Annotated in this window: 23 protein-coding genes and 1 other RNA gene; 6 read left to right on the top strand and 18 right to left on the bottom strand. The window is 51.5% G+C overall.

Translation table 11 applies throughout. The annotated features are described in order from the left end of the window. Nucleotides 1–42: 42 nt before the first annotated feature. The 4 genes from ACFFJP_RS06345 to ACFFJP_RS06330 all read right to left on the bottom strand — a co-directional run bounded on the left by ACFFJP_RS06345 (nt 43) and on the right by ACFFJP_RS06330 (nt 2,631). Nucleotides 43–381, bottom strand: a complete 339-nt coding sequence (locus ACFFJP_RS06345) for a hypothetical protein (protein WP_377241568.1) — start codon at nt 379–381, stop codon at nt 43–45. Between the two features lie 677 nt (nt 382–1,058). Further along, nucleotides 1,059–1,535, bottom strand: a complete 477-nt coding sequence (locus tag ACFFJP_RS06340) for an RES family NAD+ phosphorylase (RefSeq protein ID WP_377241566.1) — start codon at nt 1,533–1,535, stop codon at nt 1,059–1,061. Further along, entirely contained in the window at nt 1,535–2,017 is a 483-nt protein-coding gene (locus tag ACFFJP_RS06335; protein WP_377241564.1) for an antitoxin Xre/MbcA/ParS toxin-binding domain-containing protein, read from the bottom strand. The genes ACFFJP_RS06340 and ACFFJP_RS06335 overlap by 1 nt, the downstream gene beginning before the upstream one ends. Before the next feature lie 146 nt (nt 2,018–2,163). Next, nucleotides 2,164–2,631, bottom strand: coding sequence for a type 2 periplasmic-binding domain-containing protein (locus ACFFJP_RS06330; RefSeq protein WP_377241562.1), 468 nt, complete (start codon nt 2,629–2,631; stop codon nt 2,164–2,166). Nucleotides 2,632–2,808: 177 nt separating this feature from the next. On the opposite strand from ACFFJP_RS06330, the gene ACFFJP_RS06325 reads away from it, so the two are divergent. Further along, a complete protein-coding gene (locus tag ACFFJP_RS06325) occupies nt 2,809–3,636 on the top strand; it encodes a MipA/OmpV family protein (RefSeq protein ID WP_377241560.1) in 828 nt (275 codons plus the stop codon). Between the two features lie 71 nt (nt 3,637–3,707). Here the strand turns inward: ACFFJP_RS06325 and ACFFJP_RS06320 are convergent, their stop codons facing one another. The 7 genes from ACFFJP_RS06320 to ACFFJP_RS06290 all read right to left on the bottom strand — a co-directional run bounded on the left by ACFFJP_RS06320 (nt 3,708) and on the right by ACFFJP_RS06290 (nt 11,089). After that, a complete protein-coding gene (locus tag ACFFJP_RS06320) occupies nt 3,708–4,982 on the bottom strand; it encodes a sensor histidine kinase (RefSeq protein WP_377241558.1) in 1,275 nt (424 codons plus the stop codon). Between the two features lie 2 nt (nt 4,983–4,984). Continuing rightward, nucleotides 4,985–5,686: a response regulator transcription factor gene (locus tag ACFFJP_RS06315; RefSeq protein WP_377241556.1), complete on the bottom strand. Its 702-nt coding sequence runs from the start codon at nt 5,684–5,686 to the stop codon at nt 4,985–4,987. 27 nt (nt 5,687–5,713) lie between these two features. Next, entirely contained in the window at nt 5,714–8,101 is a 2,388-nt protein-coding gene (locus ACFFJP_RS06310; RefSeq protein ID WP_377241554.1) for a TonB-dependent receptor, read from the bottom strand. Nucleotides 8,102–8,730: 629 nt separating this feature from the next. Then, a complete protein-coding gene (locus ACFFJP_RS06305; RefSeq protein ID WP_377241552.1) occupies nt 8,731–9,021 on the bottom strand; it encodes a hypothetical protein in 291 nt (96 codons plus the stop codon). A 95-nt stretch (nt 9,022–9,116) separates the two neighbouring features. Next, the gene (locus ACFFJP_RS06300; protein ID WP_377241550.1) at nt 9,117–9,380 is read right to left on the bottom strand and encodes a hypothetical protein; all 264 of its coding nucleotides are present in this window, start codon (nt 9,378–9,380) and stop codon (nt 9,117–9,119) included. A gap of 102 nt (nt 9,381–9,482) precedes the next feature. After that, entirely contained in the window at nt 9,483–9,992 is a 510-nt protein-coding gene (locus tag ACFFJP_RS06295; RefSeq protein ID WP_377241548.1) for a hypothetical protein, read from the bottom strand. 401 nt (nt 9,993–10,393) lie between these two features. Further along, a complete protein-coding gene (locus ACFFJP_RS06290) occupies nt 10,394–11,089 on the bottom strand; it encodes an alpha/beta fold hydrolase (protein WP_377241546.1) in 696 nt (231 codons plus the stop codon). Nucleotides 11,090–11,413: 324 nt separating this feature from the next. On the opposite strand from ACFFJP_RS06290, the gene ACFFJP_RS06285 reads away from it, so the two are divergent. Further along, the gene (locus ACFFJP_RS06285; protein WP_377241544.1) at nt 11,414–11,992 is read left to right on the top strand and encodes a hypothetical protein; all 579 of its coding nucleotides are present in this window, start codon (nt 11,414–11,416) and stop codon (nt 11,990–11,992) included. Between the two features lie 454 nt (nt 11,993–12,446). On the opposite strand, the gene gcvP is transcribed toward ACFFJP_RS06285, so the two are convergent. The 7 genes from gcvP to ACFFJP_RS06250 all read right to left on the bottom strand — a co-directional run bounded on the left by gcvP (nt 12,447) and on the right by ACFFJP_RS06250 (nt 21,924). Next, nucleotides 12,447–15,338 carry an aminomethyl-transferring glycine dehydrogenase gene (gcvP, locus tag ACFFJP_RS06280; protein WP_377241542.1) on the bottom strand — a complete coding sequence of 964 codons (2,892 nt, stop codon included), beginning with the start codon at nt 15,336–15,338 and terminating at the stop codon, nt 12,447–12,449. Nucleotides 15,339–15,510: 172 nt separating this feature from the next. Next, nucleotides 15,511–15,900 carry a glycine cleavage system protein GcvH gene (gene gcvH / locus ACFFJP_RS06275; RefSeq protein ID WP_208930747.1) on the bottom strand — a complete coding sequence of 130 codons (390 nt, stop codon included), beginning with the start codon at nt 15,898–15,900 and terminating at the stop codon, nt 15,511–15,513. 71 nt (nt 15,901–15,971) lie between these two features. Next, complete coding sequence (gene gcvT / locus ACFFJP_RS06270) at nt 15,972–17,051, bottom strand: glycine cleavage system aminomethyltransferase GcvT (protein WP_377241540.1); 1,080 nt, start codon at nt 17,049–17,051, stop codon at nt 15,972–15,974. A gap of 218 nt (nt 17,052–17,269) precedes the next feature. Beyond that, a complete protein-coding gene (locus ACFFJP_RS06265) occupies nt 17,270–18,514 on the bottom strand; it encodes an FAD-dependent monooxygenase (protein WP_377241538.1) in 1,245 nt (414 codons plus the stop codon). After that, the gene (ubiH, locus tag ACFFJP_RS06260; RefSeq protein WP_377241536.1) at nt 18,508–19,881 is read right to left on the bottom strand and encodes a 2-octaprenyl-6-methoxyphenyl hydroxylase; all 1,374 of its coding nucleotides are present in this window, start codon (nt 19,879–19,881) and stop codon (nt 18,508–18,510) included. The genes ACFFJP_RS06265 and ubiH overlap by 7 nt, the downstream gene beginning before the upstream one ends. A gap of 58 nt (nt 19,882–19,939) precedes the next feature. Then, entirely contained in the window at nt 19,940–21,274 is a 1,335-nt protein-coding gene (gene pepP / locus ACFFJP_RS06255) for a Xaa-Pro aminopeptidase (protein WP_377241534.1), read from the bottom strand. Between the two features lie 68 nt (nt 21,275–21,342). Continuing rightward, a complete protein-coding gene (locus tag ACFFJP_RS06250) occupies nt 21,343–21,924 on the bottom strand; it encodes a UPF0149 family protein (protein ID WP_377241532.1) in 582 nt (193 codons plus the stop codon). Nucleotides 21,925–22,061: 137 nt separating this feature from the next. On the opposite strand from ACFFJP_RS06250, the gene ACFFJP_RS06245 reads away from it, so the two are divergent. The 4 genes from ACFFJP_RS06245 to ACFFJP_RS06230 all read left to right on the top strand — a co-directional run bounded on the left by ACFFJP_RS06245 (nt 22,062) and on the right by ACFFJP_RS06230 (nt 24,625). Continuing rightward, complete coding sequence (locus tag ACFFJP_RS06245; protein WP_208930743.1) at nt 22,062–22,319, top strand: cell division protein ZapA; 258 nt, start codon at nt 22,062–22,064, stop codon at nt 22,317–22,319. 36 nt (nt 22,320–22,355) lie between these two features. Continuing rightward, a non-coding RNA gene (gene ssrS, locus ACFFJP_RS06240) (6S RNA) lies at nt 22,356–22,538 on the top strand. Nucleotide 22,539: 1 nt separating this feature from the next. Continuing rightward, entirely contained in the window at nt 22,540–23,181 is a 642-nt protein-coding gene (locus ACFFJP_RS06235) for a 5-formyltetrahydrofolate cyclo-ligase (protein WP_377241530.1), read from the top strand. Nucleotides 23,182–23,299: 118 nt separating this feature from the next. Further along, complete coding sequence (locus tag ACFFJP_RS06230; protein ID WP_377241528.1) at nt 23,300–24,625, top strand: hemolysin family protein; 1,326 nt, start codon at nt 23,300–23,302, stop codon at nt 24,623–24,625. Nucleotides 24,626–24,676: the final 51 nt, after the last annotated feature.

The raw sequence follows: 24,676 nt of genomic DNA, 5'->3' as shown, positions 1-24,676 counted from the left end.
CGAAAAAGCCGTCGCCGTGCCTGCGCTTGTTAATGGCTTTCGCTAGCGTGGTAGAAAATTTGGAGGCATTCCGTTAAGCCATTGAATTTGATCATCTGGAACACCTTTTTGGAAAGAATTAATTTCGTCTAGTGTTAACCATATTCCATGAGGATCAACGCCAAAGACCATACCATTGCTAAAATTTGACGACTCTAAAATTTCTTCAAATGCTCTCCGAAAGAGTAAATCATAAGGGACTATATCGGTCATTGAGATAAGGTCTGGGTTATCGTAAGTAACGCTAGCCTCAACCAATTCGAAATAGCGGCGTCCTTCGGAAGACTGGCAGATAGCCACCTTATGATCTTTGCTTTCATCTACTTCGTAGTTCTTCCACATAGCTGCACCATTAACGCTGAGCGCACGCGCGGAAAACTGCATCGCAGTTGACGTCGCTGCGGCCGCAGGCCGCAAGTGCCGCGATTTGTTAGCCGAGAGCCCAGATAAGGGCAACGCTAAAACCTAGACAACACCGCACGTGCAAATTTAAAACTTACCCCGCAAACAGCTGACATTTGCAGCTTGCTGCCAAAAAGTGCTGAACGGAGCCTGTAAATAATTGGTGAACACCAAACTACCAGAAGGGAAACGAAGAACGCAATTTCCGTTTGCACTTTACCCAAGCAACGCACTGCCCGAACAAAGCCACCTCCCTGGTGTTGGCTGCACAACCTGCCAAAAACTATAAAACCCGATTAACGGCTAACATATTAATCAAATGCAAAACGCACGCTTTTAAGCCTGCGCTGTGCCTTTGATATTTTTTAACATCAGTTAACACTACCGAAAAAATCTACTGATCTCAATCTCTTCGTCGCTGTTGCACGCTTTGTAAAAAACGAAAGCGGGCGTGGCGCCGTTGATCTGGCGATGAACATTTAATTTACATTTCATAGATCAGAATTGCTGCGCTGAGGGCACTGCTTTGGCTGCGTTTTTGAATCACAAGTGGCGGTCGGCAACCTTAGTCGGCGTGATGCCAGCGCCCTATTGAAACTGGCGGGTTTCCAACCCGGTTATATCCCCATGCCGGCAAAAAGCCGCGGGTTATAGATATCGTGGAATACTTGCTGCAGGCGCAGCTGTGCGGCGTCTGGGTGACTGGGGTTAAATAGCAGAATGCTGCCAAGGCCTGGCGGTACTGTTACGCTCGGCAGTTCCAGCAGCACGTTTTGTTGGCTGTGCAGCCAGTCGCTGCCGAGTTGTTGCGTGCTGACCGGATACGGAAAGCTGTCCCAGTCAGCGGGCATAGCGCCCTGAAAGCGGCTGACCAGCGCATCGGGTAACTGATATTGCCCAAGCCGGTAGCTTTTCGGCACAAAGCGCGGTGACGGCAGATAATTGGCCACTTCCAACATTGCCACTGCGGCAGAACTGGCGAAATACAGTACGCGCTGACCGGGTTGATTCCAGCGGCCGCCACTTCTGAAACTGGCGCCCTCGCCGCTGTAATTCTCCAGAAAGGCTTCCGGGCAAATGCGGTACAGCTGCATCAGCTGAAGTCACCAAATTCAATAGCTTGCAGCACATCGGCGACCATTTTGCGGCCAACGAAACTGTCAAATAACGCGATAGGTTTGTCGCCGGATAACGCCGGCATCGGGCTATTGAGCCACTGCCGCGCCATCTCTGTGCCAAACAGCTGTTCAGAACGGCAAATCAATTGCAGGATATCCAGCACCGGCTCGGCCTGATGGCTGGGTAAAGTGCCTTTATACAGGCGGCTGATATTGGCGGCGCTGATCGACAACGCAATCACCAGTACGGGTTTTAATTCAGGTAGCCATTGCAGCAGAGTTTTGACTTTGTCGCCGGAAACGCCGTCGCGCACCAGCTGCAGATAACTGCGTTTGTTCTCAAAAACTGCCGCGGATACGGCGCAGGCGTCGGACACTGTTTGATTGGTCTTTGCCTGACCAGGCGTGGCTTGATTGGTTGTGGCTTGAATGGTTGTGGTTTGGTATGACGCGGCCATGGCTCACCTCCGGTTTGCATTCTTTGAAGGTACATCAATTTGATTTATCCGGCAAATCAAATTGATGTGCTTGCCGGTGGTAGATGCTGGAATGAATGCTGGATCTGGGCCGGCAATTTGCTGTCGCCAGCGACCGTAGAGCGTCGCTATACGCCGGTGGTGTAATCCAGCACCAGCTGTTTATTCATCACAGTATCGGCATCATAACGCGGGGCAATTTTCAGCCCGCGCGGCGTGCCGATACGGATCTTGTACAACGCGTCATAATCGGGAATGTGAAAATTCTTCCGGGCCCGCACGCCAAACGACAACGGCACCAGGCAACTGCTCCGCTCGGCATAGCGCGCGCAGGCTTCGCCCCAGGCCATCAAAGAAAAATCGGTGCTGCCCTGCTGCAGGTTTTGTTCAACCCAGGCGTACGGCACCATAGTGCGTTCAGTTTTATAACCGCTGCGCCGTTCAAACTCATTGAGCAGGTCAACGATGATGCCTTCGGTTTGCGAGCCATCGCCTCCTGCCACTAAGCATGTCCAGGGATCAAACTGGATCATATTGGTTTTAAACGTCGCAGCAGCCGCCGCCTGCTGGCTGAACAACAGAGTGAGCAGCAGCACGGCTGCTATAGTCAGGGTTTCGACCCCGTTTCAACACTCACTCAACACTCCCCGCCGACAACCGCCCCGCTCGTTAGCCGATAAAAGTGGCGGCAAATGATCTGTACACCGAATGATCAAGTACTAACCTTGGATTGAACCGCTGAAACGTGCCATCGCACCAAGGAAAAAACCCAGATGAAAAAACTTACAACTTTGCTGTTGGCGTTGCTGATACAGACGATTTGCAGCCAAACCGCATCGGCACAGGACAGCAACGCCGCATTGGTGCCTCTGCCGTCCGTAGACGACTTTTCCAGAGGCAAGGACGGCTGGAGCCTGGGACTTGGCTTTGGTGTTGAATATGAAACAGCCTACGAAGGCTCCGACGAATTTGGCCTCGAGATCGAGCCTGCTGGCGGGCTGCAATGGCGCCAGGGTGACGATGTGTATTTTTTTGCCGGTGAAGCGCTCGGCTGGCGGGGTGTTCGTGCCAATACCTGGTTATTTGAGGCACTGATCGGCTTCGACGAAGGGCGCAAAGAAAGTGACTCCGACGATGGTCACTTGCGCGGGCTCGGTGAGCAGAAAGAAGGCGCTGAACTCGTGCTGCAAGCGCGTCGCGCTTTCGATGCCGATTGGCGTTATTGGCTGGTCGGCCGTGTCGTCACCGGTAGCGACGGCAACCTTGGTCTATTTGGCGTCGGTCGCAGATTCGGCAGTCAGAACGACGGCAGCGGTTCTGAAGTGAATGTGGTCGTGGTTGTTCACGACAGCGAATACGCCAACAAAGGTTTTGGCATCACCGCAGCCCAGGCGATGGCATCCGGCCTCAAACAAACCGACCTCAGCGGCGGCTTACGCTCCGTTGGGGTCAATTACAATTTCCGCAGTTATGTTGATGAACATTGGCAGATCTATGGCGAAGCACTGTACGAGTATTTTGGCAGTGAAGTCCGCGATAGCCCAATCGCCCGCAGTAGCTATGAAGCCGAAATCGGCGTCGGGTTTATTTACCTGTTCTAACTAGGATGCAGTAACGGCGTGGACCAGCCGCGCCGTTACCTGAAAAACCAGTGCGGTTGAAGTTAGTGGATTCACCACGACAAACAGGCAACGACGCGCTGCTCAGCAACGAGCAGCGAAAACCGCCAACCGTTGCGCTCACACAACCTTTGCACTATGCCTAGCCCCAAACCATAACCCTGAGACGGCGCCCCGGTTGGCGCAAACTGGCCATCAACGTCATGGTGTTGTTGATTGGTGCTCACTTGATTGGTCATCAGCTGATTGGTGATCAAGAGCTCCTGTGCTTTGATCAGGATTGAGATCGGCCCTTGTCCTGCATACGTGTGCTCGAACGCATTGCGCACCAGATTATTCACCGCGATAAAAAACGCCTGTTGATGGCCGCAGATGCAAGGGTTGTCCAGATGTTCAATTTCAACATCAACAGATTTGCGGCTCAGTAAGTGGCGCTGCAGATCTATTGCCCTCCTCACCAGCGGCGTCACCAGAAACTGCTCTGCATATAATCCATCGTCGGTTTCGCGGGCAAGGCATAAGAACATTTCAATAGTCGTGGTCATATCAAGCGTCGCACGCCGCACGCGATCAAGGGTCTGCACATCACGCTCTGCCAAATCACTTTGTTCCAACAACTCCAGCGCACCGGTGATAACCGTGATCGGTGTGCGTAACTCATGACTGGCGGCACTGGTAAAGTCGCGCTCCCTCGTAACAAATGCATTGATCCGCTCAAGCGTTTTCTCAATCGCGCCGGCAAGCACACCAACTTCATCATCACCAAACCGGCCAGAATCGATGCGTTTATGATCGTCAGTCGACAGGTGCTCCAGATCCAGCTCTGCAACTGCTTTGGCCAGTTCTGCCACAGGTGCCACTGCTCTTCGCATCACCAACACGCCAAGGCCAAACCCCAGCACACCAAGCGTTCCGACTACAGTGCTGATCAGCAGCAGCAACCACCAATCCTCTGCTGATTCCGCCTCAATTCCAGCGACATCGAACACCACATAAGCATTCGGCATTGCATTACTGCCTGTCCTTTCACCAGCCGGGATCACCGCAACATGCAACTCTTCAGCTTCGAATTCGTATAATCCCTCCGCCGGGTTGGTCTGTGCCCATTCCCGCAATGACGGCGGCAAGCTGGCCACATCGTTGTAGCCACGCAGGTTCGTTGTCAGCAGCGGATAGTTTTTGGCAGCAACCTGCAGTTGTTGCGTCAGCACCCGGTCTTCGCTCAGCCGGATCGCGCCAAAAAAAGCCAAACCCCACACCACACTGAGCACTGCCACACAGATCGCAAAGGCAAAAGCGACACGCTTGCGCAAACTGTACTTATACACGCTTAATTTTCCTCAGCAATGCGATAGCCAATGCGATGCACCGTATGGATCAGCGGGCTGTCGAACGGCCGGTCGATGGCCTGTCGCAGCTTGTACATATGCGATCGCAGCGCATCGCCATCGGGCACTTCGTCCGCCCATAACAAGGTTTCCAGCGCATCGCGATCCACCACTGCCGGCGCCTCTTCCATCAGGCGTTGCAGTAATTTCATGCCGGCAGGATGCAAGTCGACTCGTCGTCCCGCCCGATACACTTGCAGCGTCGATTTATTAAAACTCAGCTCACCGACCGTCAGCAGGTTATCGGTTTTACCATGACTGCGTTTGTACAGCGCCTGCAGTCGTGCATGTAGTTCCTGCAATGCAAACGGCTTGACCAAATAGTCATCGGCGCCAGCGGCAAACCCCTTCAGCTTATCGTCCAGCGTGTCGCGCGCTGTCAGCATCAGCACCGGCTTATCGATGTTGGCCTCCGCGCGCAGTTTTTTGCAGAAACTCAGGCCATCCATCCCCGGCAGCATCAGGTCCAGCACAATCACGTCAAACGGGTGCGTCAACGCCAGGTGCATCGCGCTGATACCGTCATAGGCAAAATCCAGAATATACCGATGATTTTCCAAATATGCGGCGATGTTCGCACAAATGTCGCGATTGTCTTCGACAATCAACACTCTTACCGGCGCTTCACTTAATGTGCGAACCATGTACTCCTCTCCTGTTGCGACGCTCTTTTACCAGGCGTAATCCATGCGAAGGCCGATCAGCGGCTCGGCTTCGCTATCGTCTATCACGGCCACGCCTCGGCGGTAGTCAAACTCGCTGCCATCGCCTGACGACGCTGCCGTGACGTTGATCACATCCAAAAAGGCGGTCACATCGATCGGGCCCAACGCGCGCCGATAATCCACCCGTAGATTCAACAAGCCGTAACCGCTTTGGCGGCCGACATTACGCGCGGTAATTTCCTTCGAGAAGCGTAGCGGCTGTCCTGGTCCCAGCACATCGGCGTGGATAATATAAGTTTGGTCTGGCTTGCCGGACAGATATTTATAGCGCCCGGCAACCTTCCAGCGGTCGTTGATTTCCCAGGTCAGCCCCAAAGTTGCAACGTGCTTGCGACTGAAGTCGGCCGCAACCTCACCACGACCGTCTTTCTGGTCGATGACAATATCGTTATAAGAATAAGTGGCGCTGGTGTAAAGACCTTCGCGGATCGTCCCGGTCAGCACGATATCAACGCCGTTTGATGTGCCGTCCCCGCTGTTGGCAAAGGTCCCTTTTGCCCGGTCAAGGTCGACGATCAGGTCATCAAGGTTTTGATAATAGGCTTCAGTGAGCACCGACCAATTGTCGCTGAGGAAATATTTAAAACCGACACTACTATGGGTCATTTTTTCGGTTTTCAGCTTATTTGACGCGTTCGCGGCCAGCTCTAAAAACCGTGGTGACTGATGGAAGCGGCCCGCGGTGGCAAAATATCGTACTGTTTTGCCGGGCTGCCAGTTGACGCTAAACCTGGGCGACGCAAAGCTTTCGTCAGCAAAACCGTCGCGCTCGAACCGCAGGCCAGTACCAAAATCCCAATCTCCATGTTCAAACACCTGGTCGACGTAGCCAGCATAGTTTGTTTCTTTCTGCCGGACTGCCGAATTGATGTTGTTCGGCGTCAGCACGATAAAACGTTGCTGCGGGTTTGGCCTGAAATCATCTTTGTCGTAGACAAACCGGTTCCAGTCACCAGCTAGCCGCGTATTGTAGTCCAGTTCAATTTGCGTCAGATGGATGCCTGCACTCAACATACCCCATTGATTTGCTGTCTTAAAATCACTGCGCCAGCCCGTTTCAGTTTCAGCTTCACCGATGGTGATAATGTCCTCCCGCACCGGAAAACTCGAAGCAGGTGATCCCGGCGGCACCAGATCAGGAAAGGCTTCCCCTTCTGAGCTGATTTTATCGCTGTTGCGGTAATACAGTTTATTGGTCAAAACCGCGTCTGCGCCGAGCAAAGATCGCAATGTCAGACCATACAAATCACTATCTTGCTTAAAATCCAACAGCGCAGCATCTTCGAAATTCGGCGAGGCAAAAACATGCGTGACACCGCGAACATAGTCTTCATAGGTATCCATCAGCAGAATTTCAACGGTATGGTCCGGATGGATCGGCACGACCGACTTCACAATGACATCTCTTAACACCGGCTCACCGATATCGAGCTCTTCGATAGTCTCAAACAATGCGCCGAAGTCCAGTCGCCGCGCAGAAACCAGCATCGTCGAGTCATCGCTGATCCCGGTTGGACCGTCATAACCGACTTCATAACCTGCCAGATCGTAGCGGAAACTGGCGGAAGGGCTTGGATTGCCATCGGCGACTTCCAGCTTCAGCAGTGATGCCGACCGGCCGCCATAGGCTGGCCCCCAGCCGCCGGGAGAGAACTCTGCACCACTGATCACATTCGGCGCGAAAATCGAAAAACGCCCGCCGCCACCGACATCTTCGTCCTCACCCAGCGTGGCATCAAAGTGCACCGCTTTATCAAAGGGAAAGTCATCGACGAACAACAGATTATCTCTGGGGCCGCGGCCACGCACGCTGAAGTTAGCGAATTCACCGGTGGCAGCGAGGCCGGGTAAGCCGTCCAGCGATAACAGCGGATCTGCACCACCACCAACCGCGCTTAACAAGGCTTCCCGGTCGAGATAACTGCTTGATGCTGATGCCGAGACATCTGCCTGTCGAGCCCGCACTTCTACTATCTCAATCTCCTCTTCTTTCAGCAGCTTAAATTCAATCTGGATATTTTTGCGTGTCACCACCCGCACACTGGGCTCAAACGAAGACGCAAAGCCGTTTTTACCCGCGTTCACGGCATAAAGGCCAGGCTCGAGCGCCGCAACGACGATACGGCCCTGTTCGTCAGTAGCTACAGTTTGGCCGGTTGAGGCTTCCCTTTTTTTGATAGTGATTTGCACACTGGATAGTGGCCGGTCTGTTTGCTGATCTTTGACGACAATAGTCAGCGCGCCGGGCGCCTCTGCGCCGAACGTGACCAGCGGACAGCCCATCAGCAACGCACACAGCGTCAACCAGCCTATTTGTCTGAATGTCCTGCTCATAACATTATCCCTATCAAAGTTAACCACGGTACTTGCTTTAAGTCCTTACGCATCTCGCGAACCTCCCAAAATCAACCAAATGAATTTGCCAACACCGGGAGGCTAACAGAGGCAATGTGACCAAAAAGTCGCCGAAACATGACAGTTGCTGTTGAGCTTGGCTGACGGCAGTTGCGTCAAGCGCAGGCAATGCCGGTGAGTATTAGAGAAAATATGGAAACACGGTTAGCGCCTGGCCAAAACCGGTTTGATATGGGCAGAGTTTTAGGATGAAGATATCGGGTGGTTACTGTGGTTTGCTGGCGTGGCTAGCGGAAACGTAGATGAGTCGGCGGACAGTCTGAAAGTTGACTAAGTGCGAATTTCAGCTGTTCAGATCAGACGCTCTCGAAAAAAACGAATCTCTGCTTTGCCTTATTTGCGGACATTCGATTTTTCATGAATCCAGAGTGTTACCTGTTATTAGGTGGCCAAATTCAGTGTGCCACTACACTGGGAAGGTGGGTAGACTTCAAGACAGTAAAAGCAACCACACAAATCACTGTCGACAATCTGCTTCCGGTGATTAGAAGAGTGTTGATGAGCTGCGTGATATTCCGTTCGTTTGAACACCGGTATTCCTTCAAGGCCTAACAGGGCGTATTTTGGGCATGGCTACCACCGTTACCTTTTCTGTGAGCAATGGCGAAAGCCTGATGCCGAAGTTTTTGTGGGAAACCATCTTTTGAAGCTACTTCGTTAAGGAGTTTGATAATGTCATTGTCAACTTCCGCTCCTTGTTCAATCCAGGCAACCGCCAAACTTGGCCAATAATCTGTAGGCCACCGTAAGCCAGCCAAAATTATCTCACGTACTGGAGTTACCCCTCTGTATTCACGCAGAGGCCTCTCAAGCTGAACAATTAAATTACGAGGATCCATTTAAACGCCTAATGCCCGCCACAAACGCGAGCAACTTGTTGCGAGTCAAGCGCCCAAAGGGCACGTTTTTGATGGCGCTTGTTATACATGCGGCGTCAAACTCTGTTGTAACTAATATTTTGATTTACCGTACCGTCAATAATTAAATAGCTGGTTCCGCAATTACATTTAACGTTGCCGACAACTTGATTCAACAATGGACCGGCAACACTAAGCTCAACAAGCAAGTCACCGTTGTGGCATGGCTTTGCTCTATCATCCGATTCTAGACTTATATCGGCACTAACTGTCTTTTCAAACTCAGCTTGTTTACCTTCTTCAAGATAGTCTGCATTTGACCATTTAAATTGGATCTTCATATGTGCCTCTGTGAAATGTATTACGTTGCCAGCACGCGCGGCTTTGTAGTGGAGGCGAAGCCGCAACGGAAAAGCCGTCGTCGAGCCTGGCCTTTTTAAGCCTTAATCTCTTGATTTGTTTGGCCACGTTTTAGTAGCTCTCTTTTCTTTAGCAACCAATCGGGCGCGCCACATCAAATCTGTCAATAAAATTGCAAGGGAAAAATTAAAGCGCGCCCTCGGAGTTGAACCTTTCTCAAGCTCAACTGGGCCACACCAAGGAAGCTGATTGACCAGACCTGCTACTTTTTCTGACTCAAAGCTTACGCCTTTCCAGCTATGACCAAATTCGTTTCTTATTTTTCGAATTAAAGTAATTTCCTGAAATTCATTATCTTGCAAAAGTCCGAGCGCATGAGCGGCAGATGCTTTCGCTGAAAATGTACCAAGGGGAGCATTAAACCCGCTGATCAGCTCTTTTCCTGACTTATTATCAGCAAGGAAAGACTCAAGAATATTTTCCAGCCAATCATCTAAAACAGCTGCGGCATTAAGGGCTGCACCTCTGTCACTTTCTCTGTTGAACTCATTTAGAAATTCAGACAAATCTCGCATTTCTGGTTCTTGCTGCATGACATCCCTTGAGGCTTAACGCCGCGCTCTGCGGCAAATTTGGAGTGAAGCGGAAAATTTGTCCGACAGCAGCGCCTTCTTAAGCATTTTCTGGCCTCTTAGCCCAGGATTGTAGCGGCCAACTCATCTTGGCCACATCGTTATAGTCTGGACACTGGTAATCAGCAGAAACATGAAATGAATAATGCATGATTTTTTAACGTTCTGGCAATGCGAGAATATCTCGAAATTTTCGAAAGCAATTATTTGTATATTTCCAGAAAAGTCCGCTTTCAGTGAGTTTGGGCGGTTCAGAGCGGTAAAATCTCAAAAGATAATTGTCTGATTTGCCTTATTTGCTGACATTCGTTTTTTCGTGAGTCTCATGCCGCGAGAGAGTACAAGGGGTGATGATTCCCGCTTCAAAGATGCGATGTTGTCTTTAGCGATTCAATTACATCTTGAATTACGAGCCAACACATCTCCGGGTTTGTTTGCAATACGAAATGCGTTCCATCAACTTCTTTTATTTCCAAATTACGACACAGCCTTTGAAAAACTTTGATCGCCCGCTTAGACACCAAATTATCACCGGTCGGCCTGATGTATGTACATGGTATGTCAATTGGAATATTTGGATTTGGCAGCATTGCTATTTGATTGAGCCTAAAACTTAAAGTCTCACTACTGACAGCATGCAGAGCTTTGTCGAACAGAGAAACTAGTTTTTCTTTTGTGAAGTGTCCGAATAACAATTTGCTTAATATAAATTTCGGTACAATATTACTTTTTAGCAGTGCTGCTGGAATATGTCTCGCCCACAGTGCTAATGCCGATGGACGTCCTAAAAAACTTGCAGCGAATACAATGTGTCTAATGTTCGGCAAACCCATTTTTAACATGCTATAGGCGACCATCCCTGAATAGGATTCAGCAACCAGCACAATTGGTTCTTCACCAATGCTAGCAATAATGTGTTTTGCCTGATCATCGTAATCAGCATCAGCTCTTTGAAGAAGAGGCAGTGAAATTACCTCAATTCCTGCAGGCGCCACCTCGATAAAAGGAGCGAATAGAAATCCTGTTCCGTCCATGCCTGGAATTAAAACTACCTTCATCAACTAAGCCTTATAACACCGACCGAACAGGTGAGTTATACAAAATGTGGTGGCCGATAAACTCTGGCCAAACTGCTAGCGTTTGAACGCTGGGAAATAGCAGAAACTTAAGCTGAATAATGCATGTTATTATAACGATCTGGCAATGCGCAATTGCTCGGACTGTCTAAATTGCGGGTATAGACAGTCTCATTTGCCTTAATTTCAGGCATTCGTTTTTTTGACAAAGCTAGAATGTCATAATATGAACCTGACGCAGAAATATTACTGCGTCGGTGGTACTGTAGAAAAGCCAAAATAAGCTGTGGCGAAGGAAAGCTGAATTTGAAAAAAAAGAACAATTTCTGGATTAATATCGGGTTAATGCTCCCTATAATTCTGGGTACGCTGCTGTATTTCTCATCAAATATTGCTTTCATTTATAAAAAAAATTTATTTTATTTTTTTTGGGCTTTTGCATCATTCAGCATTTTTTTTACAGCAGTGTATTGGGTGTTTATTAGAAAAGATTCTAAAGGCCGCAGTGATTGGAGTATCAATCTTCAAAATAAAAAAACAAGAATTAAAAAAATTGGTCTTGTCGTATTTGCTGCTGTTTTTTGGCCTGCCTTCTCCGCTTTTATGGGATATCTGCTCACCATTCCACCGGCATACCCATGTTACATGCTCGCAACCGACAAATTCTCAAAATATGCAATTGTCTCTGATATCAATAACACTGGTAGAACACCAGGTGTATTCGTTCGGTTATATCTTTATTTTGAAGAAGATGATTATTCTGGAACGTTAAAATGGAGAAAGCCAGCCATAAATTCCCAGAATATAAATGCAGGTGATTCTATATTTATTCACGGCAGATCCTGTGCATTCGGTTATGTTGTAGACAGTGTAATGGCCAACTAATTTTGGCCACTGCGTTATAGTCTGAACATTGATTGCCAGCAGAATCGAGAAATGGAAAATGCACGTTTTTGTTACGTTTTGGCAATCCGGGAATGTCTCGAAATTTTCGAGAGCCGTGGTTCATTCGGTCTCAGCAACGTCCGCTTTCAGTGAAAAGCAGCGATGAATCCGCGACCAAATCCGCAATCAACCTCTGGCACGAATCAACAATTTTCATACGCGGCGCATGTTTCCATCTCCCTTACCAGAACTCCTGCAGCTTTAAACAATAAAAAAGGCGAGCTTAAGTTCGCCTCTTTTCATTAGTGTTTAACACCAGTTTCCTTCTAAATTTGTCGTGACCTGCAAATGTGGGCGGGTGCAAGACTCGCCCTTACGGTTAAATATCACCCCATAATAAAAACCCGCCAAATGGCGGGTTTTTTAACTATTTCAGAGTCTTATCTGAAAATTTTTACGCGCGGTAATCTTCCGGGCTAGGACATGCACACATCAGATTCCGGTCGCCGTAGACGTCGTCGATGCGCGTCACTGTTGGCCAGAACTTGTTGTCGGCAACGTACTGCGTTGGGAACGCTGCGTATTGACGGTCGTATGCGCGGTCCCAGCCGGCGTCGAAAATGTCGGCCATGGTGTGTGGCGCGAAGTGCAGCGGGCTGTTGTCCGCGGTCCACTCGCCGGCTTCTACTTTGGCAATTTCAGCGCGGATAGAAGTCATGGCTTCGATGAACTTGTCCAGCTCAGCTTTTGATTCTGATTCGGTTGGTTCAATCATCAGCGTACCAGCTACCGGGAATGACATAGTTGGTGCGTGGAAACCGTAGTCCATCAAACGCTTGGCGATATCCATCTCGGTCACGCCAGTGGCTTCTTTCAGTGGACGCATATCGATAATACATTCGTGCGCGACGCGGCCGTTGGTGCCTTTGTACAGCACCGGGAACATCGGGTCGAGCTTGGCTGCCATGTAGTTCGCGTTCAGGATCGCCATTTCGGTTGCCTGACGTAAGCCATCGCCGCCCATCATTTTGATGTACATCCAGCTGATTGGCAGGATGCCAGCGCTACCGAATGGTGCAGCAGACACTGCGCCGTTGTTGGCGCCGGTGTCTTCGATTTTCACCACAGCGTGGTTTGGCAGGAATGCCGCCAGCTGTTTCTTCACACCGATTGGACCCATGCCTGGGCCGCCACCGCCGTGTGGAATACAGAAGGTTTTGTGCAGGTTTAAGTGCGATACGTCAGCACCGATAAAGCCTGGTGATGTCACACCGACCTGCGCGTTCATGTTGGCGCCGTCCATGTAAACCTGGCCACCATGGGCGTGGATGATGTCACACAGCTCACGTATTGATTCTTCAAACACACCGTGCGTCGACGGGTACGTCACCATGATCGCGGCTAAGCGGTCTGATACGGCTTCGGCTTTGGCTTTTAAATCGGCCATATCGATGTTGCCTGACTTGTCACAGTCCACCAGCACCACTTCGAAGCTCGCCATCGCTGCAGTTGCCGGGTTGGTACCGTGTGCAGACACTGGGATCAAACAGATGTTGCGGTGGCCTTCACCACGGCTTTCGTGGTATTTGCGGATTGCAATCATACCGGCGTATTCGCCCTGTGCGCCGGAGTTCGGCTGCATCGACATTTGATCATAACCAGTGATGTTGACCAGCCAGTCAGCCAGTTCACCGATCATCTGGTAATAACCTTCCGCCTGATTTTTTGGCACGAACGGGTGCAGTGCACCAAATTCTGGCCAGGTCACCGGGATCATCTCAGCGGTCGCGTTTAACTTCATCGTGCACGAACCTAATGAAATCATTGAGTGGTTCAGTGCTAAGTCTTTGTTTTCCAGCTTTTTGATATAACGCAGCATCTCAGTTTCGCTGTGATACTGGTTAAATACCGGGTGCGTTAAGTACTTAGAAGTGCGCACTAAATCAGCCGGAATAGAGCTTGAACCTTTGGCAACAATAGCGGCGTCCAGCGCTGCTACGTCGAGGCCGTGGCCGCTGCCAAACACGATATCAAACAGTTCAGCGATATCAGCAGCAGTGGTGGCTTCGCTGAAGCTGGTGCCTAAAGTGTCGGCTAAATCAGTCCGGAAGTTCACGCCGGCCGCTTCGGCACGGGCGATGACTTCAGCACGGTTTGCCACGCTGAACGTGACTGTGTCGAACCAGCTGTTGTGTTTCAGCGCAACGCCTTTAGCCGTTAAGCCAGCAGCGAACACGTCCGCAGAGCGGTGGATGCGCTCAGCGATGTTTTTCAGGCCAACCGGGCCGTGGTACACGCAGTAGAACGATGCCATGTTGGCCAGTAATACCTGGGCAGTACAGATGTTCGAGTTGGCTTTTTCACGGCGGATATGTTGTTCCCGCGTTTGCATTGCCATGCGCAGCGCCTGGTTACCACGGCGGTCTTTCGACACACCGATGATACGGCCTGGCATAGAACGTTTGTAATCATCGCGGGTAGCGAAGAATGCTGAGTGTGGGCCACCAAAAGCCATTGGCACACCAAAACGCTGGGCAGAGCCTAAAACGACGTCTGCGCCTAATTCGCCCGGTGCTTTTAACAGCAGCAGCGCCATTGGGTCAGTAGCTACTGCAACAACAGCCTTTTTCGCTTTTAAATCAGCAATTAACTGCGCGTCGTTACGAACTTCGCCGGTCGTTGACGGGTATTGGATTAACGCGCCGAATACGTCGTGGTTCACTGCATCAGCAGCAGGGCCTACCACAGTATCAAAACCGAACATCTCGGCACGGGTGCGCACTACGTCGATCGTTTGCGGGTGCACGTCGTCAGCGATGAAATAGGTATTGGATTTGTTTTTGGTGACGCGTTTAGCCAGTGCCATCGCTTCAGCTGCGGCTGTTGCTTCGTCCAGCAGTGACGCTGAAGCCAGTTCCATGCCGGTTAAATCTAATGAAACCTGCTGGAAATTCAGCAGTGATTCTAAACGGCCCTGAGCAATTTCTGGCTGGTATGGCGTGTACGCAGTGTACCAGCCCGGGTTTTCCAGCACGTTACGCAGGATCACGTTTGGCGTGTGCGTCGGGTGGTAACCCATACCGATGTATGATTTGAAGATTTTGTTTTTGCTGGCGACTGCTTTTAAGTAGGACAGCGCTTCCACTTCGTTAACTGCTTCGCCTGTCGCCAGTGGCGTGGTCAGACGGATGCCGGCCGGCACTGTCTGAGCGATCAGCTCTTCAACACTGCTCAGACCTAATTCGGCCAGCATGGCCTGGGTCTGTTCAGCGTCCGGACCAATGTGGCGGGCGATAAATTCTTGATGATTCGCAAGTTGCGACAGGGTTTTGACTGAAGTGGTCATGCCTGAGATTCCTGATAGTGAACTTAAAAGCTGTTTGTACGCTGCCGGCGGCGATTGGGCCACCGGTTGCCGAAATTCAGTATTGGCCAGCACGCTGGCTACAAGGCTGTGCCCGCCGCTAAATCAAAGCCCCGTAAAACGGGGCTTTGCGGCGCTGGCTCTGGGCCTTGGCTTATTCTTCGTCGATGGCGTTTTTGTAACCAGCGGCGTCTAACAGGCCGGCAACTTCGCTCTCGTCAGACGCTTTGATTTTGAACATCCAGCCGTCGGTGTATGGCGCGCTGTTGACCAGCTCTGGTGAATCGGTCAGTGCTTCGTTCACTTCGAGAATTTCACCGGCGATTGGTGCGTAGATGTCAGAGGCGGCTTTGACAGATTCAGCCACTGCAACGTCGTCGCCCTGAGCGACAGAGTCACCCACTTCTGGCAGCTCAACAAATACCATGTCACCCAGCAGGTCCTGAGCGTGCTCAGTAATACCTACGGTGTACACACCGTTGCCTTCACTGCGCAGCCACTCGTGAGAAGATGCATACTTTAATTCGGTAGGGATATTGCTCATTTATTTATTCCTCGGACCTAACTCGACGTTTTTTATTGAGTGTTTGTATAAAAAATTCTGCAAAAGCCAGTTTAGACGACTTTTTTGCCCATGCGGACAAAAGACGGCTTGACGACTTTAACCGGTACTAATTTACCACGGATGTCCACTTCAGCGCTGTCGCCGGTCGAAGCCGGTACACGGGCCATCGCAATAGAATAACCTAAGGTTGGCGAGAAAGTCCCTGAAGTAATTTCACCTTCGCCACCTTCTACTACCACGCGCTGACCATGACGTAACACGCCTTTTTGTTCCATCACCAGACCAACCAGTTTGTCGGTACCCGCTGCTTTTTGTTGTTCCAGTACAGCACGGCCGATGAAGTTACGGTCGCTTGGTTCCCAGGCGATCGTCCAGCCCATGTTGGCAGCCAGTGGCGATACAGTTTCGTCCATATCCTGGCCATACAGGTTCATGCCTGCTTCTAAACGCAGCGTGTCGCGTGCGCCTAAACCGGCAGGTTTTACGCCTGCATCTAACAGTTGTTGCCAGAAATCAGCCGCTTGGGCTTCTGGTACAGAAATCTCATAACCGTCTTCACCGGTGTAGCCAGTGGTGGCGATGAACAAATCACCGGCTTGCACGCCGAAGAATGGTTTCATGCCAGCTACAGCAGCTTGTTGTTCAGCGGAGAGGATAGTAGCGACTTTGGCTTTGGCGTTCGGGCCTTGCACCGCGATCATCGCGAATTCAGGACGCTCAGTAACGCTGACGTCAAAAGCTTTGGCTTGTGCGTTGATCCAGGCTAAGTCTTTTTCGCGGGTGGCGGAGTTCACCACTAAGCGGAAGAAATCTTCAGTCAGGAAGTAGACGATTAAGTCGTCGATGACGCCACCGGCTTCATTCAGCATGCCGCTGTATAAGGCTTTACCGGAGACGGTGAGTTTGGCCACGTCATTGGCCAATAAGAAACGCAGGAATTCGCGGGTACGAGAGCCTTTGAGGTCAACGATGGTCATGTGTGACACGTCGAACATGCCGGCGTCTTGGCGCACAGCGTGGTGCTCTTCAATCTGTGAACCGTAGTGCAGTGGCATGTCCCAGCCGTGGAAATCAACCACTTTTGCGCCAGCTTCCAGATGTTTTGCGTATAACACAGTTTGTTGAGCCATCAGTACTTTCCTCTGGTGCCGGTACATAGCCGGCTGTCTAGGTATTAAACCTGTAAGGGCAGAAAGTGACACAGTAGGTCGGGCGGATGCCGTTATAACCGACTGGCCACCAAAAGATGGCCCGGATTATAACTGATGGACTCAGCGTCAAATAGCCCCTTTTCGATTAGATTTAATAATCCGAAAACAGACTCTATGACCGCCTTAGCCGAACAACGTTACAATGAGATGACGCCAGGCCGCGCCACGGCTGGCAAATCGCCCTGATTGCCAAGCGCTGCCGCCAGCAGCTGCCGCTTGACCGGCGCCAGTTGATTAGTTGCCGCCATACCAACAGCTCGTACCAGCTTGGCCAGCGGATGCTGCAGCATAAAGCCGCGTTTAAAGGCTTCCATCAACGCAATCATCTGTTGCGCCTCGGCTTTTCGCCAGCGTTCGTACTGCCGCAGCATGCGTTGCTCATTACAGGTGCGACCAGTGGAGATATTTTGTACTATTAGTTCTGCTAATGCACAAACATCCATCAGACCAAGGTTCATGCCCTGCCCGGCCAGCGGATGAATGGTGTGCGCCGCATCTGCCACCAGCACGGCGTTATGCTTCACCCATTGGCTGGCATAACGCATTTTCAGCGGATAACTGCGCCGCTCAGTCTGGACGCTGAGCACGCCCAGCACCGACTGACTGGCAGCCGTCAGCGCCTGATTAAATTGTTCGGCAGGCAGAGCAATCAGCTCCGCCGCGCGCTCCGGCGCTACACTCCAGACGATCGAAACTAAGTGGGGATCAGCCAAGGGTAACAAGGCCAAAGGTCCGGTCGGCAAAAACACCTGGCGCGCGGTCGCCTGATGCGGCGCTGAGGTGCGCACCACGGCGACTAAACCATGATGATCGTAATCCCAAAACGCAAGTGGCATTTTTAACTGCTCGCGCACCAGCGAATTCGCCCCGTCCGCCCCGACCAGTAACTTGCTGATATAGGCGCTGCCGTCAGCCAGCGTCAGCAGATTCTGCCGCTCGCTTGCACTGATTTGCTGGATGCGGGCATCAAACTTCCATTGGATATTCGGATACTGTTGGGCACGTTGATATAAACAACAACGCAGTTCTTCGTTATCGACAATCCAGCCTAAAGCCGGTGAAGAGCTGCCGCTTTGTACATCGAGCGCGCCTAAATCGCTGGTGGCAAATTCGATGCGGGCAAAGCTGTCCGCTTCCCACACCTGCATCTGCTGATAAGCCGGCTTGGCGTTTAATAATTGCCAAACACCGAGGCTGTCCAGCACGCGCTGCGACGCCAGATTCAGTGCACTGACGCGGCTTAAGCTGACCGCACCGGCTTGCGGTGCCGGCCCTTGTTCCAGCACAGTGATTTGTAAATCCGGGCTATTTTTCGCCAGCAACAATGCCAGCGTCAGGCCTGCACTGCCGGCGCCGGTGATCAGAATATCGGTATCTAACATGATGAATGTCCGGTGGTGGCGCCTTTTGCTTCATAAGAGGCCGCATGAGTGGCTGTTTGAGTGGCCGCTTGAGAGGCTGTTTGCTGATGCAAAGCGATTTGTTGCTTTTGGCTGGCGAGCGGCGATAGCCCCATGGTCAGCGCAGCAAAGGGCTGTTTCAGCACGCTGCACTGGTTCAATACAGTAAGACCCAGGCTGCGGCCGAGCGCCAGTAGTTTGCTGTCGTTGGAGAATAACCGTACCAGGCTGTCGGTAAATCCGACCACCTGCGCCATATCGGCGCTTCGAAGTAGCTGATATTGCCGGGTCAGCCCATACGCGCCAGCGTCGGGCAAATCAACGCCAGCGTCGGTGTGAATAGCCAGCAGCTGCAATAGCGCATCTAAATCCCGCAGTGCCAGATTAAACCCTTGGCCGGCAATGGGATGTAAGTTGTGCAGGCTGTTGCCACAAAGCACCAGCCGGTGATCAGCCGCTTTGGCTGCTGTTTTTAACTTGAGCGGATACAGCACGCGGTTGCCGACGCTGCTAAAAACCCCGGCGCTGTAGCCAAACGCCTGCTGCAACGCGGCAATAAACTCCGCATCAGGCAATGCTTTGAGTGCAACGGCCTGCTCTGGCTGGCAAGTCCAGACCAACGAATAACGCTGCTGCGTTAATGGCAATAACGCCAGCGGGCCATCAATGGTAAAACGCTCAAAAGCTTTGCCCTGATGCGGCGCAGCTACTGCTACATTCGCAATCAGCGCGCTTTGCTGATAATCGTGTTGCACGCCATCGATGCCTGCGAGCGCGCGGCTTGGCGAATCACCGCCTTCGCACAGCACTAATAAGCGGCACGAAAGTTCAGTACCACTTTTTAGCTGTAAATGGCGCAAGTCGCGCTCGGTACGGATAGCGCTGATTTGGTCCGGTCTGAACCATTGCAGCTGACTCGTCGGCACTTGCTGTAACTGTTGATACAACAGCCGGCCTATCCATTCAATTTCAATGACATAACCTAAAGCGCTGCGGCCAAACTCGGTCGCGGTTAAGCGGCTTTTGCCAAAATGGCCACGGTCCGACACCTGAATATGCTCGATGGCGCAGGCATGCGGTTTTAGCTCAGGCCACAGGCCCCAGCGGGCTAATAGCGCCACACTGCCGGCAGAGAGCGCAATGCTGCGGCTGTCGAAACTGGTGGTGTGCTGGGCTGCCGGCTCAGCGCCTTGTTGTTCAGCACTCTGCTGTTCGACGATGGCAATGCGAAGGTGTGGCAACTGGCGAGTGATTTGCAGCGCCAGCATGGCGCCGGTCATGCCGCCGCCGGCGATCACCAGATCAAATGGGTTGCTACTGTTATTTGCCGTGCTTTGGGCTGAACTCACATCTGCTCCTGTGCTTTGGCTGCTACAAATGCCGCTAACAACAACTGTCGTAAAACAATCAACGGCTCGCCATCAAAGCTTCAATTTCAGCAATGGTTTTGGGCACAGTGTCGGTCAGATTCAGATGGCCGTCTTTGATCACCAACAAATCATCTTCAATTCGTACCGCCATGCCCCACCAGCTTGGGTCGCAATCCGAACCAGACGGAATATACAGACCAGGCTCAATCGTCAGCACCATACCGGGTTCAAACGGCCGCTCAACATCAGCGACTTTATAAGCGCCGACATCATGCACATCGAGGCCAAGCCAATGACCAAGGCCATGAATAAAATACTTTTTACAGGCTTGTTCGGCGATCAACGTTGGCAATTCGCCACGTAAAATACCTAAATCACGTAAGCCACGGGTCAGTTCAGCAATGGCCGCAGCTAACGTATCACGACTGCTATTGCCGGGTTTTACCGCCGCGCAGGCGGCATATTGTGCGTCTAACACCACCTGATACAAAGCGGCCTGATCTGGACTAAATTTGCCATTAACCGGAAAAGTACGGGTGATATCGGCGGCATAACCAAAGAGTTCGCCGCCGGCGTCAATCAGCACTAAATCGCCGTCTTTGAGCGCATCATTGTTATCGGTGTAATGCAGGATACAGCCGTTTTCACCGCCACCAACAATAGTGTTGTAGGCTTGCTGCCGCGCACCATGCATGGCGCAATAATGGCGAATTTCGGCTTCGAGCTGGTATTCAAATACACCGGGCGCGGCAATTTGCATCGCACGTTTATGCGCTCCGGCGCTGATGCGGCCGGCTTGGTGCATCAGCGTTATTTCATGTTCGTCTTTAAATAGTCGCAGCTCTGCCGTCAGCGGTCGCAAGTCCTGGATATGCACCGGCGCGCTGTAACCGCGTTTGGGATAAGTACGCAAAGTACTCAGCGTTTGAAATAACTTTTCGTCAAGCTGAGGATAAGCGCCCTGCGCAAATACCAGCGTCTGTTTGCCATTGAGCGCCAGCAGCAGCTCCTGCTCCAGCACGTCATGGCATAACGCTGGCAAACCAAACTGCAAAGCGGCCGCTGCCGGGCCAAAACGCCGGCCTTGCCAGACTTCGGCCAGCTCGTCTTTGGGCCGGCATAACAGCATTTCGCGGCAACTGCCGTCGCTGTCTTTGCTTAAAATCAGCCAGGCTTCGGGTTCAGGAAAACCAGTCAGGTACAATAGGTCACTGTCCTGACGGTACGGATAATCGGTGTCGCGGCTGCGGATAACTTCCGGCGCGGCGCAGTGCACCAGCACTGATCCCGGTGTTAAAGTTGCCAGCAACGCGGCGCGGCGTTTGGCATATACAGCAACAGGGATCGCAGCAATAACTTGTTCGGGCGTCATCAATGCCTCTGATTCGATTCTAAACACTCTTGGATCACAGTTTCAGCACAGGCTGAGCTTGTTGCCTGTCAATGCAATGTCTGGCTGGACACTTCAGCTGCGGCAAACTTCTGGCCGACTTCACTGAAGCAGGTCAGCACCATAATGCGCACGTGCTCCAGCACCAGGAAATACGACTCTTCGTTGTCGGCTTCGCTGGTATCGTCCGGCGTGTAGATATCAATACGCGTCACTTCGGTTAACTGTTCAACCGCATCGCGCACTTCTTCTGCCACTATGGATAAATCAGTTTGCTGAATGGCAAAACCGACCAAAAACGCCTGTGACCATTCGACCAAGGCTTCCAGACGCTCGGGCAGTGCATCATCGTCGCCCGGCAGCAAAGGACTGAAACCCAGTTCTTCGTCGGCCAGTTGCCGCGCCGTTTCTGTGATGAGTTCGCTGATCTGGCTTTTTAAAGCTGCATTGACCGCTTGCCCGTCGTTTAAGAAGTCGTGTAAAACTGGTAGAATCTGACTCGCATCTGCGGGGACGCCGGCGCTTAACATTCCGGCAACCAGACCGTGCAGCTCAGCTGCTGAAGCCATCAGTGCATTTTGATCTAAAGCTGTGGTCCAAAGGTCGTAATTCATTAAAGGATGTGCAGGCATCGGTAGAGCACCTATAGCTTAAGCTGAATGCCGCTATGCTAACACCGGGCTTCCTGAGCGCCAAGGGCGCACCACCCCGAACCTATTAACCAGACAGCGGCAATTGCCACTGTAGTTACAACAAAAGCAGACAATTTATGTATCCAAAAGCGCAAAAACCAGCAGCCAATCCGAACAAACCAAAACAACTGACCATCGCAGTATTAGGCCGGCATATGAAAATCTCCTGCCCGGCTGGCCAGGAAGAAAAACTGCAGGCGGCACTCAGTGAATTAGAAAGCCGGGTCAGCAATACCAAGTATCAACCGGGTGTGCATGGCGCCGAAGACGTGTTGCTGATGATTGCGTTAAATTTGTGCAATGAGTTGCTGGAAGCGAAAAAGAGCGACGAATAAGGCATATTTCGCCAAATTCCGGTGGTATACTTCAGCCGTTCTCTGAGTTGTTTGTGACTGGCTGATGTCCCTGAGCCGATAATTCTTTACATCAGGGTTTCTTCTCCAGCGCTATTGTGCAAGCCCGGCCCGTACCGGGAAGCCTGCGGCGTTGATTAGCTTCCCGCCTTGAACCTCTGGTTCAAGGGCTTACGCCGGTCACGGCAATTCGGAGAACACTTTGCCCGCTGTTAATGCTGATTTCATTGATACGGATAAGGACAAACAAGCACTGCGCCAAGCATTGCGTGGCACGATCCGCCGGCAAGTGCGGCAGGCCCGGCAAGCCCTTTCCCCCCTGCAGCAACAACAAAACGCCGCCGCGTTAGTTGAACAAAGTAATCTCATCACCGAACTGACCACCGCACAGCACATTGCTCTCTACCTCAGCAATGACGGCGAACTGGATACCGCACCTTTCTTAGTTCACTTGCAAAAACTAGGTAAAACCCTGTATCTGCCGGTGTTACATCCATTTTGCGCCGGTTACCTGCTATTTCAGCGTTATGACGCAAACACCGTCATGACGGTGAATAAATTCGGTATCGCCGAACCCAAACCAGACGTCAGCGCCATTATATTGCCCGCGCAGCTCGACATTATTTTTATGCCGCTGGTGGCTTTTGATGACCAAGGCCGACGTCTTGGCATGGGCGGCGGTTTTTATGATCGCACGCTGGCATCGTTACCACAGGGTTGCAATAAGCCGCTGCTAGTTGGCCTCGCCCATCAGTGCCAGCAGGTCGACATGGTGCCAGCCGAACCCTGGGATGTGCCGCTGCCGCGAGTGCTGACACCCTACAAACTGTGGTCTTTTCGCTGATTTTCAGCCTATTGATGCCTCTGTTTAACGGCGAAAACTGACATCCCGCTGAATAGCCCCCTATACCTGACAAAAGTTTTTGATATACTCGGCTTTCCTCAGTCACCTTATGGTTTATATGGAAATCCTCATACTTGTTAGTCTGATTTTGTTAAACGGCTTATTCGCCATGTCCGAAATAGCCATAGTCACAGCACGCAAATCACGTCTGACAGCACTTGCCCACAACGGCCGTTCTTCTGCAGCCATCGCGCTGAAACTGGCCGAAGATCCTACGCAATTTTTATCAACAGTGCAGATTGGCATTACCTCGATTGGTATCTTAAACGGTATCTTCGGTGAAGCTGTGCTCGCTGGCCCATTCTCGATGTGGTTACAAAGCTACGGTCTGTCTGAAAGCTTCAGCTCGATTTTCGCCACAGTGCTGGTGGTTGTAGTCGTCACTTATGTGTCGATTGTCGTCGGCGAACTGGTGCCAAAACGCATTGGCCAAATCAGCGCCGAGACCATCGCCTGTATCATGGCCAAGCCGATGCTGCTGCTGGCGATGCTGACCAAGCCGTTTGTCTGGTTATTAACTGGTTCCACCCACGCGATGATGCGGTTGTTTGGTTTTGCCCATAGCCAGGAATCCAATGTCACGCACGAAGACATTCAAGCGATGCTGCAAGAAGGTTCCAGCAGCGGCGTGATTGAACATACCGAACATACGATGGTGAAAAACGTGTTTCGCCTGGACGAGCGCAGCATTTCTTCGTTGATGGTTCCACGCTCTGACATCGTGTTTTTGGATGTTGAACTGACACTCAGTGAAAACATGCAGCGCGTGATGCAATCGCCGCATTCGCGTTTCCCGATTTGCAAAGGCCACGCCGACGAGCTGATTGGCATTATTTCCGCCAAACAATTACTGGCACAGTCGGTTGCCGGCACACTGAATGACCTGCAACAGCTGGCGCAGCCTTGTAATTTTGTGCCGGACAGCTTAACCGGTATGGAGCTGTTAGAGCACTTCCGCAGTTCCGGTAGCCAGATGGTGTTTGTGGTCGACGAATATGGTGACCTCAAAGGCCTGGTGACGTTGCAGGATCTGATGGATGCACTGACCGGTGAGTTTAATCAGGCGGATTCTGCCGAACAGGATTTGATGATCGTTCAGCGCGAAGACGGCTCTTATTTACTGGACGGCCTGCTGCCGGTGATCGACCTCAAAGATTGCTTAGGCATCAGCAAGTTGCCGGAAGAAGACAGCAAACGCTACCAGACCTTAAATGGCCTGATCATGATGTTGCTCGGTAAAATTCCGCAAACGGCGGACAAAGTAGAACTGGACGACTGGTTGCTGGAAATTGTCGATATGGACGGTAAACGCATCGACAAAGTGTTGGCCCAACGGATGGAACCGCCGGTCGAAGAAGAGATGCCGGGCGCGCTGGCGGATTAAATTCAGCGCCAGTTGCCGCCAACCAGCTTTGATTCTGCGCTGTTCGTCGCA

Origin of the sequence: Rheinheimera tilapiae (genome assembly GCF_042432165.1) — a bacterium.
GTDB classification, from domain to species: domain Bacteria; phylum Pseudomonadota; class Gammaproteobacteria; order Enterobacterales; family Alteromonadaceae; genus Pararheinheimera; species Pararheinheimera tilapiae.
Note: the sequence above shows the minus strand (reverse complement) of the source record. Positions and strands in the feature narration are given on the sequence as shown.

What these genes read in the sequence shown, in the direction of transcription:
- ACFFJP_RS06345 (WP_377241568.1), bottom strand. Translation starts at nt 381, where the DNA reads ATGTGGAAGAACTACGAAGTAGATGAAAGCAAAGATCATAAGGTGGCT.
- ACFFJP_RS06340 (WP_377241566.1), bottom strand. Translation starts at nt 1,535, where the DNA reads ATGCAGCTGTACCGCATTTGCCCGGAAGCCTTTCTGGAGAATTACAGC.
- ACFFJP_RS06335 (WP_377241564.1), bottom strand. Translation starts at nt 2,017, where the DNA reads ATGGCCGCGTCATACCAAACCACAACCATTCAAGCCACAACCAATCAA.
- ACFFJP_RS06325 (WP_377241560.1), top strand. Translation starts at nt 2,809, where the DNA reads ATGAAAAAACTTACAACTTTGCTGTTGGCGTTGCTGATACAGACGATT.
- ACFFJP_RS06315 (WP_377241556.1), bottom strand. Translation starts at nt 5,686, where the DNA reads ATGGTTCGCACATTAAGTGAAGCGCCGGTAAGAGTGTTGATTGTCGAA.
- ACFFJP_RS06310 (WP_377241554.1), bottom strand. Translation starts at nt 8,101, where the DNA reads ATGAGCAGGACATTCAGACAAATAGGCTGGTTGACGCTGTGTGCGTTG.
- ACFFJP_RS06305 (WP_377241552.1), bottom strand. Translation starts at nt 9,021, where the DNA reads ATGGATCCTCGTAATTTAATTGTTCAGCTTGAGAGGCCTCTGCGTGAA.
- ACFFJP_RS06300 (WP_377241550.1), bottom strand. Translation starts at nt 9,380, where the DNA reads ATGAAGATCCAATTTAAATGGTCAAATGCAGACTATCTTGAAGAAGGT.
- ACFFJP_RS06295 (WP_377241548.1), bottom strand. Translation starts at nt 9,992, where the DNA reads ATGCAGCAAGAACCAGAAATGCGAGATTTGTCTGAATTTCTAAATGAG.
- ACFFJP_RS06290 (WP_377241546.1), bottom strand. Translation starts at nt 11,089, where the DNA reads ATGAAGGTAGTTTTAATTCCAGGCATGGACGGAACAGGATTTCTATTC.
- gcvP (WP_377241542.1), bottom strand. Translation starts at nt 15,338, where the DNA reads ATGACCACTTCAGTCAAAACCCTGTCGCAACTTGCGAATCATCAAGAA.
- gcvH (WP_208930747.1), bottom strand. Translation starts at nt 15,900, where the DNA reads ATGAGCAATATCCCTACCGAATTAAAGTATGCATCTTCTCACGAGTGG.
- gcvT (WP_377241540.1), bottom strand. Translation starts at nt 17,051, where the DNA reads ATGGCTCAACAAACTGTGTTATACGCAAAACATCTGGAAGCTGGCGCA.
- ACFFJP_RS06265 (WP_377241538.1), bottom strand. Translation starts at nt 18,514, where the DNA reads ATGTTAGATACCGATATTCTGATCACCGGCGCCGGCAGTGCAGGCCTG.
- pepP (WP_377241534.1), bottom strand. Translation starts at nt 21,274, where the DNA reads ATGACGCCCGAACAAGTTATTGCTGCGATCCCTGTTGCTGTATATGCC.
- ACFFJP_RS06250 (WP_377241532.1), bottom strand. Translation starts at nt 21,924, where the DNA reads ATGCCTGCACATCCTTTAATGAATTACGACCTTTGGACCACAGCTTTA.
- ACFFJP_RS06245 (WP_208930743.1), top strand. Translation starts at nt 22,062, where the DNA reads ATGTATCCAAAAGCGCAAAAACCAGCAGCCAATCCGAACAAACCAAAA.
- ACFFJP_RS06230 (WP_377241528.1), top strand. Translation starts at nt 23,300, where the DNA reads ATGGAAATCCTCATACTTGTTAGTCTGATTTTGTTAAACGGCTTATTC.